Origin of the sequence: Streptomyces sp. NBC_00414, from assembly GCF_036038375.1 — a bacterium.
GTDB lineage: Bacteria > Actinomycetota > Actinomycetes > Streptomycetales > Streptomycetaceae > Streptomyces.
On the sequence record NZ_CP107935.1, the window covers coordinates 6,905,475 to 6,921,300 of the forward strand.

Annotated in this window: 14 protein-coding genes; 10 read left to right on the forward strand and 4 right to left on the reverse strand. The window is 70.8% G+C overall.

The features are described from left to right. Positions 1 to 49 precede the first annotated feature (49 nt). A complete protein-coding gene (locus OHS59_RS30030; protein WP_328496466.1) occupies positions 50 to 1,018 on the reverse strand; it encodes a metal ABC transporter solute-binding protein, Zn/Mn family in 969 nt (322 codons plus the stop codon). 231 nt (positions 1,019 to 1,249) lie between these two features. Here OHS59_RS30030 and OHS59_RS30035 point away from each other — a divergent pair, with 231 nt between their 5' ends. Then, complete coding sequence (locus tag OHS59_RS30035; RefSeq protein ID WP_189775878.1) at positions 1,250 to 2,632, forward strand: glycine--tRNA ligase; 1,383 nt, start codon at positions 1,250 to 1,252, stop codon at positions 2,630 to 2,632. A gap of 94 nt (positions 2,633 to 2,726) precedes the next feature. Here OHS59_RS30035 and OHS59_RS30040 read toward each other — a convergent pair whose 3' ends face one another. Next, positions 2,727 to 2,927, reverse strand: coding sequence for a hypothetical protein (locus OHS59_RS30040; RefSeq protein ID WP_328496467.1), 201 nt, complete (start codon positions 2,925 to 2,927; stop codon positions 2,727 to 2,729). 380 nt (positions 2,928 to 3,307) lie between these two features. Here OHS59_RS30040 and OHS59_RS30045 point away from each other — a divergent pair, with 380 nt between their 5' ends. Further along, positions 3,308 to 4,078, forward strand: coding sequence for an SDR family NAD(P)-dependent oxidoreductase (locus tag OHS59_RS30045; protein WP_328496468.1), 771 nt, complete (start codon positions 3,308 to 3,310; stop codon positions 4,076 to 4,078). 21 nt (positions 4,079 to 4,099) lie between these two features. Here OHS59_RS30045 and OHS59_RS30050 read toward each other — a convergent pair whose 3' ends face one another. Further along, complete coding sequence (locus OHS59_RS30050; RefSeq protein ID WP_328496469.1) at positions 4,100 to 5,530, reverse strand: MFS transporter; 1,431 nt, start codon at positions 5,528 to 5,530, stop codon at positions 4,100 to 4,102. 113 nt (positions 5,531 to 5,643) lie between these two features. On the opposite strand from OHS59_RS30050, the gene OHS59_RS30055 reads away from it, so the two are divergent. Continuing rightward, positions 5,644 to 6,600: a helix-turn-helix transcriptional regulator gene (locus tag OHS59_RS30055; protein WP_328496470.1), complete on the forward strand. Its 957-nt coding sequence runs from the start codon at positions 5,644 to 5,646 to the stop codon at positions 6,598 to 6,600. Between the two features lie 346 nt (positions 6,601 to 6,946). On the opposite strand, the gene OHS59_RS30060 is transcribed toward OHS59_RS30055, so the two are convergent. Then, entirely contained in the window at positions 6,947 to 8,389 is a 1,443-nt protein-coding gene (locus tag OHS59_RS30060; protein ID WP_328496471.1) for an MFS transporter, read from the reverse strand. Positions 8,390 to 8,469: 80 nt separating this feature from the next. On the opposite strand from OHS59_RS30060, the gene dusB reads away from it, so the two are divergent. The 7 genes from dusB (at position 8,470) to OHS59_RS30095 (ending at position 15,748) form a co-directional block, all read left to right on the forward strand. Further along, positions 8,470 to 9,624 carry a tRNA dihydrouridine synthase DusB gene (gene dusB / locus OHS59_RS30065; RefSeq protein WP_328496472.1) on the forward strand — a complete coding sequence of 385 codons (1,155 nt, stop codon included), beginning with the start codon at positions 8,470 to 8,472 and terminating at the stop codon, positions 9,622 to 9,624. Positions 9,625 to 9,943: 319 nt separating this feature from the next. Continuing rightward, complete coding sequence (locus tag OHS59_RS30070; protein ID WP_328496473.1) at positions 9,944 to 10,132, forward strand: ferredoxin; 189 nt, start codon at positions 9,944 to 9,946, stop codon at positions 10,130 to 10,132. Positions 10,133 to 10,198: 66 nt separating this feature from the next. After that, complete coding sequence (locus tag OHS59_RS30075) at positions 10,199 to 11,449, forward strand: NAD(P)/FAD-dependent oxidoreductase (protein ID WP_443061655.1); 1,251 nt, start codon at positions 10,199 to 10,201, stop codon at positions 11,447 to 11,449. Next, positions 11,446 to 12,252: an acetoacetate decarboxylase family protein gene (locus OHS59_RS30080; protein WP_328496475.1), complete on the forward strand. Its 807-nt coding sequence runs from the start codon at positions 11,446 to 11,448 to the stop codon at positions 12,250 to 12,252. Before OHS59_RS30075 ends, OHS59_RS30080 begins: the two co-directional genes overlap by 4 nt. 110 nt (positions 12,253 to 12,362) lie before the next feature. Then, complete coding sequence (locus OHS59_RS30085; protein ID WP_328496476.1) at positions 12,363 to 13,895, forward strand: aldehyde dehydrogenase; 1,533 nt, start codon at positions 12,363 to 12,365, stop codon at positions 13,893 to 13,895. Further along, positions 13,888 to 14,826, forward strand: coding sequence for a 3,4-dihydroxyphenylacetate 2,3-dioxygenase (locus OHS59_RS30090; RefSeq protein WP_328496477.1), 939 nt, complete (start codon positions 13,888 to 13,890; stop codon positions 14,824 to 14,826). Before OHS59_RS30085 ends, OHS59_RS30090 begins: the two co-directional genes overlap by 8 nt. Positions 14,827 to 14,902: 76 nt before the next feature. Beyond that, positions 14,903 to 15,748 carry a fumarylacetoacetate hydrolase family protein gene (locus OHS59_RS30095; protein ID WP_328496478.1) on the forward strand — a complete coding sequence of 282 codons (846 nt, stop codon included), beginning with the start codon at positions 14,903 to 14,905 and terminating at the stop codon, positions 15,746 to 15,748. The last annotated feature ends 78 nt before the right edge of the window (positions 15,749 to 15,826 follow it).

The window sequence follows — 15,826 nt, forward strand, 5'->3', positions numbered from 1 at the left end:
ACGTCCTCCGAAGGCTGATCGTGCTGCTCATGATGCTGTCATTTCACGGTCACTTGGCGCCCAGGGCCGTCTGCAGCGCCTTGAGGTTGGCGTCCATGACCTGGATGTAGTCGTCGCCCCTGGACTTCTTCGTGATGCCCTCGATCGGGTCGAGCACATCAGTCTTCAGGTTCGCGTCCGCGGCGATGGTCTTGGCGGTCTTGTCGCTGACGAGCGTCTCGTAGAAGACGGTGGAGACGCCGTCGGCCTTCGCCATCTTCTCAAGGTCCTTGACGCGGTTGGCGCTGGGCTCGCTCTCCGGGTCCAGGCCGTTGATGGCCTCCTCGGTGAGGCCGTAGCGCTCGGCGAGGTAGCCGAAGGCGGCGTGCGTGGTGATGAAGACCTTGGTCCTCGTGTCCTTGAGGCCGTCCTCGAAGCGGGTGTCGAGCCCGTCCAGCTTCTTCACCAGGGCCGCGGTGTTCTTCTTGTACGTCGCCGCGTTGTCCGGGTCGGCCTTCTCGAAGGCCTTGCCCACACCCTCGGCGACCTCCGCGTACTTCACGGGGTCGAGCCAGATGTGCGGGTCGAGGCCGGAACCTTCCTCGTCCTCGTGGCCGTGCTCGTCGTCGTGCTCGGCCGCGTGGCCGCCGACCTCGTTGCCGTGCTTCTCCAGGTCGGTGAGCGTGGCCGCGTCGATCTTCGTCCTCACCTCGGACTGGCCTATCGCCTCGTCGACGGAGGGCTGGAGGTCCTTCAGGTAGAGAGCCACGTCCGACTCCTGGAGCTGCGCGGTCTGCTTGGCGCTGATCTCCAGGTCGTGCGGCTCCTGACCGGGCTCGGTCAGGGTGCTCACGCTGACGTGGCTCCCGCCTATCTCCTCGGCGAGGAACTGCAGGGGGTAGAACGACGCCACGACGTCGAGCTTCCCGCTGCTGTCGGCCGCGCTGGAGTCGGACGAGCAGGCGGAGAGGGAGCCGAGCGTGAGGGCGGTGGCCGCCGCGATCACGGTGGCGGATATGTGGCGTCGTCGTACGTTCATGACACTCATTTTCAGCTGGCATGGAAACGATTGTCAATAAGCTGTCCTGTGATCTGGACTTCATCCCGGTATGCGAGGGCTGTGACGGTGAGCGGACGGCCGGTGTCCGGCCGGGACCCCAACCGATTTGATCCGAGGGGCGGGGCCGCCGGTAATCTGAAGCATTCGCTCTGAAGCAATCGCTGTGAAGCAATCCGCTTCAACGCCCGTCGTCGTAATGAAGAGAGCACCGTGGCCGCCGACAAGATCGACACCATCGTCAGCCTGAGCAAGCGCCGTGGCTTCGTCTATCCGTGCAGTGAGATCTACGGCGGCCAGCGAGCCGCCTGGGACTACGGGCCGCTGGGTGTCGAGCTCAAGGAGAACATCAAGCGTCAGTGGTGGCGCTACATGGTGACGTCGCGCGAGGACGTCGTCGGTATCGACTCGTCCGTGATCCTGGCGACCGAGGTCTGGGTGGCCTCCGGTCACGTCGCCACGTTCTCCGACCCGCTCACCGAGTGCACCTCGTGTCACAAGCGGTACCGCGCCGACCACTTGGAAGAGGCCTACGAGGCCAAGCACAACCGCCTTCCGGAGAACGGCCTCGCCGACCTCAATTGCCCCAACTGCGGCAACAAGGGCACGTTCACCGAGCCCAAGCAGTTCTCCGGCCTGCTCTCCACGCACCTCGGCCCCACGCAGGACAGCGGCTCCGTCGCCTACCTGCGCCCCGAGACCGCGCAGGGCATCTTCACCAACTTCGCCCAGGTCCAGCAGACTTCGCGCAAGAAGCCGCCGTTCGGCATCGCGCAGATGGGCAAGTCCTTCCGCAACGAGATCACGCCCGGCAACTTCATCTTCCGGACCCGCGAGTTCGAGCAGATGGAGATGGAGTTCTTCGTCAAGCCGGGCGAGGACGAGAAGTGGCAGGAGTTCTGGATGCAGGAGCGCTGGAACTGGTACACCGGCCTGGGCCTCCGTGAGGAGAACATGCGCTGGTACGACCACCCGGCCGAGAAGCTCTCGCACTACTCCAAGCGCACCGCCGACATCGAGTACCGCTTCCAGTTCGGCGGCAACGAGTGGGGTGAGCTGGAGGGCGTCGCCAACCGCACGGACTACGACCTGTCCGCGCACTCCAAGGCCTCCGGCCAGGACCTGTCCTACTTCGACCAGGAGGCCGGCGAGCGCTGGACCCCGTACGTCATCGAGCCCGCGGCCGGTGTCGGCCGCGCGATGCTGGCGTTCCTCCTGGACGCCTACGTCGAGGACGAGGCACCCAACGCCAAGGGCAAGATGGAGAAGCGGACGGTTCTGCGGCTCGACCCGCGGCTCGCGCCGGTGAAGGTCGCGGTGCTGCCGCTGTCCCGCAACCCCGAGCTGTCCCCGAAGGCGAAGGGTCTCGCGACCGCTCTGCGGCAGAACTGGAACATCGACTTCGATGACGCCGGTGCGATCGGCCGTCGTTACCGCCGCCAGGACGAGATCGGTACGCCGTTCTGTGTGACCGTCGACTTCGACACGCTCGACGACAACGCGGTCACCGTTCGTGAGCGGGACACGATGAAGCAGGAGCGGGTGTCCCTCGACCAGATCGAGGGCTACCTGGCCAGCAGGCTCATCGGCTGCTAGTCGCGCAGTTCCCCGCGCCCCTTAAAGGCAAAAGATTGCGCCGTTCCCCGCGCCCCCGATCAGGGGCGCGGGGAACGGCGCAATCTTTTTGGGGTCAGCTGGGGTTCACTGTTGCCTGGTGGGCCTCCGTGAGGTGCTCCTCGGCCTTCAGCCAGGGCAGGAACTGGGCCGGCTTCCGCCAGCCGCACGTGTCGCATCTGATCGTCCGCTGCATGCCCGTGCGCTGTACTCGTACGACGTGCTCGCGGCCGTGTTGGTCCCAGCGGCTCACTTTGCTGGTGTTGATCTGCAGCATGACGCCTCCTGGTGGTCGCGCTCAGCTTGCGCGCGCTTAGGAGTGTGCAACAAGAACAACATCAACGGGGGGCCGTGCGCGGTGAGTTCTGTGCGCATTCTGCGCATTGTGGGGCTCTTGGTGAAGGATCTGCCGCGGTACTAGCGTGTGGGCATGGCAGGGAAGTGTCAGATCTGCGGGCGCCCGAGCGAGGAAGGGCGGATCGCCCGGATCACCGCCTTCGAACCCCATCTCTTCGAGGCGTTCGGACTGCCCGTGACCCTCTGAGAGCCGCACGGGCCGCACGGGTGACGGTGGGAGCGATGAGTTTCTGCGGCGGGCACGTCATAAGGGGGACGGGCGCACATCGCGCCCCACACCACACCGAGGAGTCACCGGTCATGCTGCTGAAGAACAAGGTCGCGGTCGTCTACGGCGGAGCCGGTTCCCTCGGCGCGGGAGTCGCGAAGGCGTACACGGAGGCGGGCGCGAGGGTGTTCCTCGTCGGCCGGACCGAGAAGACGCTGCGGGAGGCCGCCGCGGAGACCGGTGCCGAGTACGACGTGCTCGACGCCGGTGACGAGGAGGCCGTCGAGGCGCACGCCGCCTCGGTGGCCGAGCGGGCCGGACGGATCGACGTCTCGCTCAACCTGGTGCCGCGCGGGGACTTCCAGGGCGTACCCCTGACCGAGATGTCGGTGGAGGACTACACCCGGCCGATCACCCGGGGCATCACCTGCCAGTTCATCACCGTGCGGGCCGCCGCGCGCCGGATGACCGCCCAGGGGTCGGGGGTGATCCTCGCCCTCAACAGCGGGTCCCACAACGGCAGTCCGATGCTGGGCGGTACCGGCGCGGCCGACGGCGCGATCGACGCGCTGATCCGGCAGGTCGCCCAGGAGGCCGGTCCGGCGGGCGTCCGTGCCGTCGGCATCTGGACCGCGGGCGTGGTCGACACCCTCACTCCCGAGAAGCTCACCGCGGCCGGTGCGCCCGTCCCGGACGAGGCCGCCGTGCAGGGCATCCGCGCGCACCTCGACAGCATGCGGATGACGAAGCGCTCGCCCCGCATCGCGGACATCGCGGCCCTGGCGACCTTCCTCGCCTCCGACGCGGCGGCCGGCCTCACCGGAACCTGGGTCAACGCGACCGCCGGGATGTTCCCCAGCTGACCAGCCGCCCTCAGGGGTGGTTCAGGCGATCTCGCGGGGCAGCCGCAGGCTCAGTCCCGTCGTCAGGACGACGGCGGCCAGCTGGACCAGCAGGGTCGTGGCCAGGGCGTCGCCCATGCCCTGGCCCGGGACCAGGGTGAGGAACAGGGTGCCGAGGGTGGCCACGCCCAGGGCCAGGGCGGACTGCTGGGCGGTGATCATGACTCCGCCGCCCACCCCGGCGCGGGCGGCGGGGACCTCGGAGAGGATGACGCGGAAGAGGACGGGCAGCTGGAGGGCCTGCCCGGCGCCCGCGACGATCAGGCCCGGCCAGAGCCGCGCACCGCCGCCGAGGTGGGGCCAGGAGCCCCACACCGTGAGCGCGAGGACGCTCACGCCGACCGCCTGCAGCAGGCCGCCCGCGGTCACCACACGCGTACCCCAGCGGGCCACCAGCCGGGCGCCCAGGAGCGAGGCCACGAAGAAGGACAACGCCATCGGTACGAGGGTGAGGCCCGCGCGGACCGGGCTCAGGCCGACCCCCTCCTGGAGCGCCACCGCGATGACGAACATGAAGCCGCTGAAGCCGATGGAGAAGGGGACGATCATGATCAGGCCGCGGCGCAGGGGCACGTTGGTGAAGAGGCTCGGCGGGACCAGCGGGGTGCGGCCCCGGCGTTCCATCCGGCGTTCGACCCGGTAGAAGGCCGTCGCGGCGACCGGGAACAGGGCCAGGGACAGCCACGTCCACAGGGGCCAGCCCGCCGCCCGGCCCTCGGTCAGCGGGGCGAGCAGGGACACCAGGGCCACGGCCAGCAGTACCGTGCCGGGGACGTCCACCGGCTGCGGGTGCTGCGAGCGCGTCTCGGGGACGGCTCTGGCGGCCAGGACCAGGCCCAGCAGCACGACCGGTACGTTCACCAGGAAGACCGCGCGCCAGCCGGTGCCCGCGATGTCGGCCGCGACCAGGACGCCGCCGAGTATCTGCCCGGCCACCATGGAGAGCCCGGCCGTGGCGCCGTACAGGCCCATCGCCTTGGCGCGGCGCGGGCCCTGGGTCGCCGACTGGATGGTGGCGAGGACCTGCGGGAGCATCGCCGCGGACGCCGCGCCCTGGGCGACGCGCGCCGCGACGAGGGTCCACGCCGTCGGTGCCAGACCGCAGGCCAGCGAGGTCAGCCCGAAGGCCGCCATCCCGCCGAGGAAGAGCCGGCGCCGGCCGAACATGTCGCCGAGCCGTCCGCCGAGGACGAGGAGCACGGCGTACGCGACCCCGTATCCGGCGACGACGAGTTCCAGGACGGCGTCGCCCGCGGCCAGGTCGTGGCCGATCGTGGGCAGGGCGACGTTCACGATGAAGAAGTCGATGAGGGGCAGGGCGGCGCCGAGCAGCACGGTGAACAGCCCGAGAGTGCCGAGCACGGGTGGAGCGGCCACGGAACGGGCGGTGCGAGGGGCGAGGATTTCGGTCACGCGGTCGATCCTGCGCCTGCTCGCAGACTGGTACCAGAGTCTCCTTATCCTGGTAGAAGGAGTACCCGGCAACAGGGTCCGTGACAGGGGCCGCGGGGCGGCAGGCTGGAGACATGACGACCATGGCCGAGAAGACGATGCCGGTGCCGGGCGGGGGCACGGGGGTGACGGCGGGCGCGGCCACCGGGGTGACGGGCGGGCCGGGGGAGCCGGAGATCCGGCGGCACGAGCTCGCCGCCTTCCTGCGGCATCGGCGTGAGCACATCACGCCCGAGCAGGTGGGGCTGCCCCGGGGCAGCCGCCGCCGCACCCCCGGTCTGCGCCGGGAGGAGGTCGCGCAGCTCTCCGCGGTCGGCGTCACCTGGTACACGTGGCTCGAACAGGCCCGGGACATCCAGGTCTCCGTGCAGGTCCTCGACGCGCTCGCCCGCACCCTGATGCTCGACTCGAACGAGCGGGCCCATCTCTTCCAGCTGGCCGGAGCCGTCGATCCCACCCCGGCCTCGCGCTGCCCGACGATCACTCCGGCGCTGCTGCAGACGCTGGAGCAGCTGGAACCGCTGCCGGCCTGCATCCAGAACAGCCGGTACGACGTCCTCGCGTACAACCGCACGTACGGTCTGCTGCTGTGCGACCTCGACGACGTGCCGCCGGAGGACCGCAACTGCATGCTCCTCATCACCACGAACGAGCAGTGGCGGTCCTCGATCGTGCTGCTCGAAGAGACGGTGCGGCTGATGGCGGCGAAGTTCCGGGCCTCGATGGCCGGGCATCTCGCCGATCCGGCCTGGAAGATGCTGCTCAAGCGGCTGTGCGCGGAGTCGGAGGAGTTCCGTGCGGTGTGGGAGCGGCACGAGGTGGTCCGGTCGCGCAGCAAGACGAAGTTCTTCGACAACCGGTATGTGGGGCGGATGACGCTGGTGCATACCGATCTTTGGCTGGGGCCGGGGGAGGGGCCGCGGATGGTCACGTACGCGCCGGCGGACGAGGAGTCGCGGGGGCGCTTGGAGCAGCTCCACGCGCTGGCGGTTGCGCGGTTCCCCGCGGGGCTGACGGCGGGGGGTGGCTGAGGTCTGCGGGTGGGGTGACGGGCGTCCGTGCCTGCGTGCGCCGTTCCCCGCGCCCCTGAAAGGCGGGCTGCGCCCTGGCTTGTTGTCGGGTGCGGGTCGGCGGGGGCTGATCGCGCCGTTCCCCGCGCCCCTAAGGGCAAAAGATTGCGCCGTTCCCCGCGCCCCTGGGGGGTTGGGGTTTGTGGGGGCGTGACGGTTGGCTGTGGCTGATCGCGCCGTTCCCCGCGCCCCTCAAAGGCGGGGCTGCGCCCCGGCCTTTGCCCCCTCAGGGGCGCGGGGAACGGCGCAGTCTCTTGTCTTTTGGGGCGCGGGGAACTGCGCGGGCAACCCCTACCGGGCCGCACGGTCATACGACGCCCGCCGACTCCTTCACCTCTGGTGCGGACAGGCGGTCCGCCGTGCGCTGTGCCGTCCCGCGGGCCCAGCGCCCGCTGGACACGGCGCCCACGACCAGGACGGCCAGTCCGCACGCCGCGATGATCCACCAAGCGGGGCGCGCCGCCGAGACGAACGCGTCCCGGTAGGACGACGTGCCGACGCCGGAGGCGAGGACCGCGCCGATCACCGCGACGCCCAGCGTCTGCCCGATCTGCCGGCTCGTGGACGCCACCGCCGCGGCCACCCCGGCCTGCGCACGAGGCATCCCGGAGACCGCCGTGTTCGTGATGGGCGCGTTCACGAAACCGAAGCCGAGTCCGAAGAGCACGTACCCGATGACGAGCGTCACGTTCGCCGTCTCGGCCTCGAACGCCGCGAACAGCACCCCGCTCACCGTCATCGCCGTACCGGCGACGAGGAGGGAGAGACGGGGGCCGCGGCTGCCCACCAGCCGTCCGGACAGCGGTGCGCAGACGAACGTCATCGCCGCCATGGGGAGCATCCACAGGCCCGCGTCGAGGGCGCTCAGGCCCCGGACGTTCTGCAGGTAGAGCGTGGACAGGAAGAGGAACCCGCCCAGCGCCGCGAACGCGCTGACCGCCACCACCGTGGCCCCGCTGAACGGCGCCGACCGGAAGAAGCGCAGGTCGATGAGGGGTTTGTCGCGGCGGGGCTCGTACCAGAGGAGGGTGACGAGCGCGGCGAGCGCGATCCCGCCGAAGACGACGATCTTGGCGGCGCCGGAACTGGGCGCCTCGATGATCGCGTACGTGAGCGAGCCGAGCAGGGCGATCACCAGGAGCTGGCCGACCGGGTCGGGGCGGCGGGCCTTCGGGGCGCGGGACTCGGGCACGTACCGCAGGGTGAGCAGGAGCGCGGCCAGGCCCACCGGCAGGTTGACCCAGAAGATCGAGCGCCAGCCGACGGAGTCCACCAGGAGGCCGCCGACCAGCGGGCCCGCGGCCATGGATATGCCGACCACAGCGCCCCAGACACCGATCGCACGGGCGCGCTCGCGGGGGTCCGTGAAGGTGTTGGTGATGATCGACATGGCGACCGGGTTGAGCATCGAGCCGCCGACCGCCTGGATCATGCGGAAGGCCACGAGCGATTCGAGATTGGGCGCGAGCGAGCACAGGACCGAGCCGATGGTGAAGACGACGAGTCCCGCCATGAAGACCTTGCGGCGGCCGATGCGGTCGGCGGTCGAGCCCGCGAGCATCAGCAGCGAGGCGAGGACCAGCGTGTACGCGTCGATCGTCCACTGCATGCCCGCCAGGCTCGCGTGCAGATCCTTCTGCATGGAGGGGAGCGCGACGTTGAGAACGGTGTTGTCGAGGCTCACGATCAGCAGACTCATGCAGCAGATCGCGAGCACCAGCTGACGCCGGCGGGGGCTGAGCTCAGGCATGCGTACCAGGTTACGCTCATGTCGGTAGTGTGCCTAACTAACGACTACCGTCATGGGTCGGCGTACGTGACAATGGGGGCATGCCCACGCTCACGTCCGCGGTGAACACCGCTCTGCAGATCGGCCCCTACACGGTTCAGCCGCCCGTCGTGCTGGCCCCCATGGCGGGCATCACGAACGCGCCGTTCCGCACGCTGTGCAGGGAGTTCAGCGGGGGCAAGGGGCTGTTCGTCAGCGAGATGATCACCACGCGGGCGCTGGTCGAACGCAACGAGAAGACCATGCAGCTGATCCGCTTCGACGCGTCGGAGACCCCGCGCTCGATCCAGCTGTACGGCGTCGACCCCGCGACCGTCGGCAAGGCCGTCCGCATGATCGCGGAAGAGGGCCTCGCCGACCACATCGACCTGAACTTCGGCTGCCCGGTGCCCAAGGTGACCCGCAAGGGCGGCGGCTCGGCCCTTCCGTACAAGCGGCATCTGCTGCGGGCGATCCTGCGCGAGGCGGTGGCCGGGGCGGGGGACCTGCCGGTCACCATGAAGATGCGCAAGGGCATCGACGACGACCACATCACCTTCCTCGATGCGGGCCGTATCGCGGTCGAGGAGGGCGTGACGTCGATCGCGCTGCACGGGCGCACCGCCGCGCAGCACTACGGCGGGACGGCCGACTGGGATGCCATCGCCCGGCTGAAGGAGCATGTGCCGGAGATTCCCGTGCTCGGCAACGGGGACATCTGGTCGGCGGACGACGCGCTGCGGATGGTGCGGGAGACCGGGTGCGACGGGGTCGTCGTGGGGCGGGGGTGCCTCGGGCGGCCGTGGCTGTTCGGTGACCTCGTGGCCGCGTTCGAGGGGCGGGGCGGTGAGTACGCTCAGCCGACCCTCCGTGAGGTGGCGGCCGTCATGGTCCGGCACGCGACCCTGCTCGGGGAGTGGATCGGGGACGAGGCGCGCGGAGTCATCGACTTCCGCAAGCATGTGGCCTGGTATCTGAAGGGGTTCTCGGTCGGCTCGGAGATGCGTAAGCGTCTCGCGGTCACGTCTTCGCTGGCCGCGCTGGCGGAGGGGTTGGCGGAGCTGGATCTTGATCAGGCCTGGCCTGTGGGGGCGGATGGGCCGCGGGGGCGGACGTCCGGGAACAACAGGGTTGTTCTGCCGGACGGGTGGCTCAAGGATCCCTATGACTGCTCCGGCATCAGCGAGGACGCGGAGCTGGACACGTCCGGGGGCTGAGCGGGTCCTGCCGCGCGGTTCCCCGCGTCCCTGAAGACAAAAGACTGCGCCGTTCCCCGCGCCCCTGAGGGGCGCGGGGAACCGCGCGACCAGCTCTCGCGTACCCGCACCCGTCCACGCACCCCCTCGCTCACCGGACCTCCGCCGGGATGCGGCCCCGCACCCCCTTGACCCGGATGCCGTTGCTTTCTATTTTGTTTGGGGTCAAATGAAATGGGGGGAGGGGGCGGTCCCGACCGGACTCATCGGCCGGGCCCGCCCTCAGGGCCCGAGTCCCCGTCCGCTCCCCTCCGACGCCTCGTCCTCTGGAGGACCGGCCATGAAGGTCGTCGTCGACATGAACAAATGCCAGGACCACGGCCAGTGCGTCTTCGCCGCTCCGGACGTCTTCCGCTTCGACGACGACGGACACCTGGCCCACCTCCCCGACGCCGACGACGCACAGCGCGAGGAGGTCGAGGAGGCCGCCGACGTCTGTCCGCTCCAGGCCATCCGGATCGGGGACTGAGACGTGAGCGAACCCGCCGTCACGTCCGCCTCCGCCTCCGCCCCCGTCGTCGTGGCCGGTGCCTCCATGGCCGGACTGCGCGCCGCCGAGCAACTGCGCGCCGCCGGCTGGCGCGGCCCGGTCGTGCTCGTCGGCGACGAACCCCACATGCCCTACAACCGGCCGCCGCTCTCCAAGGAGGCACTGGCGGGCGACGCCTCCTTCGCCTCGCTCGCCCTCCGGCCGCGGGCCAGCGTCTCGGACGTGCGGTGGCGGCTGGGCACCCGGGTGGTAGGGGCCGATCTCGACCGGCGGACCGTCGAACTCGGCAACGGTGAAACGTTGTCGTACGGGGGGCTGGTGGTGGCCACCGGGATGCGTTCCCGGCGGCTGCCCTGGCCGGGGCCGGTCCACGGACGGCACACCGTCCGTACGCTGGCCGACGCCCGGGGGCTGCGCGCGGCGCTGAACCGGCCGGGCGGGCGCGTGGTCGTCATCGGCGCCGGATTCATCGGCTGCGAGGTGGCCGCGACCGCCCTGGCCCTCGGAGCCGCCGAGGTCACGGCCGTCGACCCGCTGCCGCTGCCCATGGTCGGACCGCTCGGCGAGCTGCTCGCGAAGGTGCTGCTCGACCGGCACGAACGGCGGGGCGTCCGGTTCGCCCTCGGCACGCAGGTGACCGGGTTCGAGGGCGACGACCGGGTCACCGGGGTGGTCCTCGCCGACGGCACGGTCATCGAAGCCGACGTCGTGGTGGAGTCGGTGGGCTCCGTCGCCAACACCGAGTGGCTCGACGGCAACGGCCTCGACCTCACCGACGGCGTACTGACGGACGAGCACCTGCGGGTCGGCGGACGCCCGGACGTGGTCGCCGTCGGTGACATCGCCCGCTTTCCCAACGCCCGTTACGACGAGGTCGCGCGCCGCGTGGAGCACTGGTCCATCCCCACGGACACCGCCAAGCACGCGGCCAGGGTGCTCGCCGCCCACCTCACCGGCACCGGATCCGGCATCGGGACCGGATCCGGGACCGGGACCGGATCCGGAACCGGTACGGACATCGCGTTCGCGCCGTTCGCACCTCTGCCGACCTTCTGGAGCGACCAGCACGACTTCCGTCTGCAGTCGTTCGGCGCCCCGGTCCTGGGCAAGGACGACGTGCGCGTCCTGGACGGCGACCCCGACGGCGACTTCCTGGCCGGCTTCCACCGGGGCGGCACGCTCGTCGGAGTCGTCTCCATCGGCGGCCGGTCCACGTCGGCCGCCACCGCCCGCCACCGCGCCGAACTGCTCGCACAGCCCGCCCGTGCCGCCGGACCAGCTGGGGAACAGCAGTGACGAGTCTGCGTGGATACTTCCATCCGAAGACGGCGACGGGTGCCGCGTCGCTCGTCCCCGCGCCGCCGTGGCGTTACTCCGGCGACCTGCTCACCGTCGAATACCGCACCGACCCCGACCGCGTACGCGAGTTGCTGCCCGAGCCGCTGGAACTCGCCGACGAGGACCCCGGCGCCGTCGCGCTGATCTGGGCCGACTGGCAGTCCTGCGCCGCCTCGGGCCGGGAACTGCTCGACCCGGTGCTGGCCCAGTACGGGGAGGCGTTCGCGGTGGTCCGCTGCAGGTACCGGGGACGGACGTACACCCGCTGCGTGTTCATCTGGGTCGACAAGGACTTCGCCGTCGCCCGTGGGCTGCACCAGGGTTACCCGAAGAAGCTCGGCTCCGTCCACCAGACCCGCCCGCACCCCTACGGGCCCGCCCCGCGCATCGAGCCCGGCGCCCGTTTCGGAGCCACCCTCGCCGCCGCCGACCGGCGCCTGGCCCAGGTCGTCGTCACCCTGCGCGAGCCGTCCGAGACCAACGGGTTCGTCAACGCCCACCCCATGGCCCACCACCGCTGGCTGCCCTCCGTCGAGAAGGGCAAGGGGCTGGCGCTCGACGAGCTGATCGAGTCCGGGGCCGCCTCCTTCGAGGGCGGTCAACCCTGGACGGGAGAAGCGGAGTTGGAGTTGTTCGAGGCGCCCACCGAGGAACTGGCCCGGCTGGAGATCCGGGAGCCGATCGCCGCGTACTACCGGCAGGTCGGCGTGGTCTGGGACGGGGGCCGACTGCTGGAGTCGGGCACGTCCGGCGCCGAATGAACCCCTGGGCGTGAGCCCTCGGCGCACCGACCCGTAGCCCACCGCGCACCGACCCGGAGCCGACAGCGCACCGACACCCGGAGCCCCATGACATGAGGGAGCCCCATGACATGAGTGAACACCCCACCGCCGCCGTCACCAGCGTCGCCCAAGTCGCCGTCGACACCCGGCACTTCATCGGTGGCGAACGGGTCGCCTCCGCCGAGACCTTCACCGACGTCTCACCCATCGACGGCCGGCCTCTCGGCGAGATCGCCCGCGGCACCGCGACGGAGGCCGCCGCGGCCGTCGCCGCCGCCACCAGCGCCTTCCCGATCTGGGCCGCCACCCCGCCCGCCGAACGCGCCCGACTCCTCGGGGCCGTCGCCGACGGTGTGGAGAAACGACTTGAGGAACTCGCCGCCGTCGAGACACGCGACAACGGCGCCCTCCTGCGTTCCCACCGCCGCGGTGTGATGCCGCGCGTCGCGCACAACTTCCGCTTCTTCGCCGACCGGCTGCTCAAGCTGGCGCACGAGGACTTCGAGACCCGCGGTCACAGCCAGCACGTCAGCTGGGACCCGGCGGGACCGTGCGTACTGATCACCCCGTGGAACGCCCCGCTGCTGCTGGCCACCTGGAAGGCCGCCCCGGCCCTCGCCGCGGGCAACACGGTGATCCTCAAGCCCTCCGAGTGGTCCCCGCTGACCGCCTCCCTGCTCGCCGACATCGCCACCGCGGCCGGACTGCCGCCCGGGGTCCTCAACGTCGTGCAGGGTTACGGTCCCGAGGTCGGCGAAGCTCTCGTCGCGCACCCGGACGTGCGCCGCGTCAGCTTCACCGGTTCCGTACCGACGGCGCGGCGCATCGCCACGGCCGCCGCCGCCCACCTCACCCCGCTCAGTCTCGAACTCGGCGGCAAGTCACCGCTGTTGGTGTTCGCCGACGCCGACCTGGACCAGGCCGTCGACCTCGCGGTGGAGCAGTACGACAACGCCGGACAGATCTGCCTCGCGGCCACCCGCCTCCTGGTCGAGGAGTCGGTGGCCGAGGAGTTCACCCGCCGCTTCACCGAACGGGCGGCCCGGCTCCGGCAGGGCGACCCCAGGGACGAGGCCACCGACATCGGCCCGCTCATCCATCCCCGCCAACTGGAGAAGGTCGACGGATTCGTGCGGCGGGCGCTGGCGGCGGGGGCTCGGGTGGTCCTCGGCGGTCACCGGAGCGAGGGTCCCGGCGACCGGTGGCAGGACGGCCTGTACTACGCGCCCACCCTCCTCACCGATGTCGCCCAGGACTCCGAGATCGTCCAGGAGGAGGTCTTCGGGCCCGTGCTGACCCTGCAGACCTTCACCACCGAGGACGAGGCCGTACGCCTGGCCGACGACACCCGCTTCGGTCTCGCGGCCACCGTCGCCACCGGCGACCAGGAGCGTGCGCGGCGTGTCACCGCACGGCTCGTGGCGGGCACCGTCTGGGTCAACTGCTTCTACGTCCGGGATCTCCGGGCACCCTTCGGCGGCTCCCGCCTCTCGGGCGTCGGCCGCGAGGGCGGCGACTGGAGCTTCGACTTCTACTGCGACCTGAAGACCACGGTCACCGCACCGAACGGATGGACGGACGGACGGATCATGGGTGAGAACGGACGGGCGGACCATGGGTGAGATCGTCGGGGCGGGACTGCTCGCCCATGTCCCCACCATCGTGCTGCCCGAGGCCGACCGGCTGGAACTCAACGAGGGCAAGGAGAGCACCCTGGTCACCGGCCTGCGGCGGCTCCGTGACGACGTCTTCGAGTCCGAGGACTACGACACCGTCGTCGTCCTCGACTCCCACTGGGCGACCACCGTCGAGTTCGTCGTCACCGCCCAGGAGCGGCGCGCGGGTCTCTACACCTCCGAGGAACTGCCGCGCGGTATGTGCCGGATGCCCTACGACTTTCCCGGCGACCCCGAACTCGCCCACCGCGTCGCCTCGTTCGCCGACCGCCACGGCACCTGGATCACCGCGATCGACGACGCGTACCTGCCGATCTACTACGCCACGACCAACCTCTGGAAGTTCCTCGGCGAAGGGCTGCCGGACAAGCGGTGGGTCTCCGTCGGCGTCTGCCAGACCGGCGACATGGAGGACCATCTGCGCCTCGGCCGTGCGCTTGCCGACGGCATCGCCGCCACCCCCGGCCGCCGGGTGCTCGTGATCGCGTCCGGGGCCCTGTCGCACACCTTCTGGCCGCTGCGCGAACTGCGCGCCCACGAGGCGGCAGACCCGGTCCACCTCTTCACCCCCGGGGCGCGGGCCGCCGATCAGGAGCGCATCGCCTGGTTCAAGGAGGGCCGGCACGACCATGTCCTCGACCACATGGACGACTTCTGGCCGTACCGGCCCGAGGCGAAGTTCTTCCACTACCTGATGCTGGCCGGCGCGCTCGGCGAGCGGGCGTGCACCGCGACGGCCCGTCAGTACGGCGAGTACGAGAACTCCATCGGCACCGGCCAGGCGCACCTCTGGTTCGACCGCCCGGCGGACGGCTGGACGGGCGCGGGCCCGCCGCCCCCGCCGACCACCGCCCGCACACCCCACAGCCGCGTCTAGCCGGACACGGCCCGGCCCCCGGAGAGACTCCCGCCACGCCCGAGCACCATCGCGACCAGACCAGAGAGGTCCCGCCATGCCCGAGTACCGCCGTGTCCTGCTCGACGGCGCCGCCGTGAAGACCGTCCGTGAGGGCGACGAGCTGGTCGCCGGGGACGGGCGCCGCGTCAAGGCCGGGGACGCGACGCACCTGCCGCCGGTCGTCCCGTCCAAGGTGATCGCGGTCCACCTCAACCACCGCAGCCGGGTCGACGAGTTCGGGGTCGCGCTGCCGGCCGCCCCCACCTACTTCCACAAGCCGACCTCGGCCCTGAACTCCCACATGGGCGCGGTCGTCCGGCCCGAGGGCTGCAAGTGGCTCAACTACGAGGGCGAGGTCGCCATCGTCATCGGCAGGACCGCGCGCAACATCTCCCGGGCCGAGGCGGGCCGGTACATCGCCGGCTACACCGTCGCCAACGACTACGGCCTGCACGACTTCCGCGACACCGACGCGGGCTCCATGCTCCGTGTGAAGGGCTCCGACACCCTCTGCCCGCTCGGGCCCGGTCTGGTCACCGACTGGGACTTCCACGGCAAACGGCTGCGGACCTACGTCAACGGCACGGTCGTCCAGGACGGTTCCACCGACGAGATGACGTGGGACATGCACTACCTCGTCGCCGACATCGCCCGCACCATCACCCTGTACGCCGGAGACGTGCTGCTGTCCGGCACCCCGGCCAACTCCCGGCCCGTCGAACCCGGTGACGTGGTCGAGGTCGAGGCCGAGGGCCTCGGGCGGCTCACCAACCACATCGTCTCCGGCCCCACCGCCGTCCCCGCGGACCTCGGCGCGCAGCCGACCGAGTCCGAGGAAGTGCTGTCCACCGCGCTCGGCGGCGACTGGGAGTTCCGCGGCATCAGGCCACCGAAACGCTGACCCGATCGCCGCCCGGCAGCCGACCCGATCGCCGACCGAACACGCCCGCGCACAGGGTGACCCGCCCAGTCCCTGCCC

Excerpts from the sequence above, each read along its gene's own strand:
- OHS59_RS30030 (WP_328496466.1), bottom strand. The coding sequence starts at position 1,018 with ATGAACGTACGACGACGCCACATATCCGCCACCGTGATCGCGGCGGCC.
- OHS59_RS30040 (WP_328496467.1), bottom strand. The coding sequence starts at position 2,927 with ATGCTGCAGATCAACACCAGCAAAGTGAGCCGCTGGGACCAACACGGC.
- OHS59_RS30045 (WP_328496468.1), top strand. The coding sequence starts at position 3,308 with ATGCTGCTGAAGAACAAGGTCGCGGTCGTCTACGGCGGAGCCGGTTCC.
- OHS59_RS30055 (WP_328496470.1), top strand. The coding sequence starts at position 5,644 with ATGACGACCATGGCCGAGAAGACGATGCCGGTGCCGGGCGGGGGCACG.
- OHS59_RS30060 (WP_328496471.1), bottom strand. The coding sequence starts at position 8,389 with ATGCCTGAGCTCAGCCCCCGCCGGCGTCAGCTGGTGCTCGCGATCTGC.
- dusB (WP_328496472.1), top strand. The coding sequence starts at position 8,470 with ATGCCCACGCTCACGTCCGCGGTGAACACCGCTCTGCAGATCGGCCCC.
- OHS59_RS30070 (WP_328496473.1), top strand. The coding sequence starts at position 9,944 with ATGAAGGTCGTCGTCGACATGAACAAATGCCAGGACCACGGCCAGTGC.
- OHS59_RS30075 (WP_443061655.1), top strand. The coding sequence starts at position 10,199 with ATGGCCGGACTGCGCGCCGCCGAGCAACTGCGCGCCGCCGGCTGGCGC.
- OHS59_RS30085 (WP_328496476.1), top strand. The coding sequence starts at position 12,363 with ATGAGTGAACACCCCACCGCCGCCGTCACCAGCGTCGCCCAAGTCGCC.
- OHS59_RS30090 (WP_328496477.1), top strand. The coding sequence starts at position 13,888 with ATGGGTGAGATCGTCGGGGCGGGACTGCTCGCCCATGTCCCCACCATC.
- OHS59_RS30095 (WP_328496478.1), top strand. The coding sequence starts at position 14,903 with ATGCCCGAGTACCGCCGTGTCCTGCTCGACGGCGCCGCCGTGAAGACC.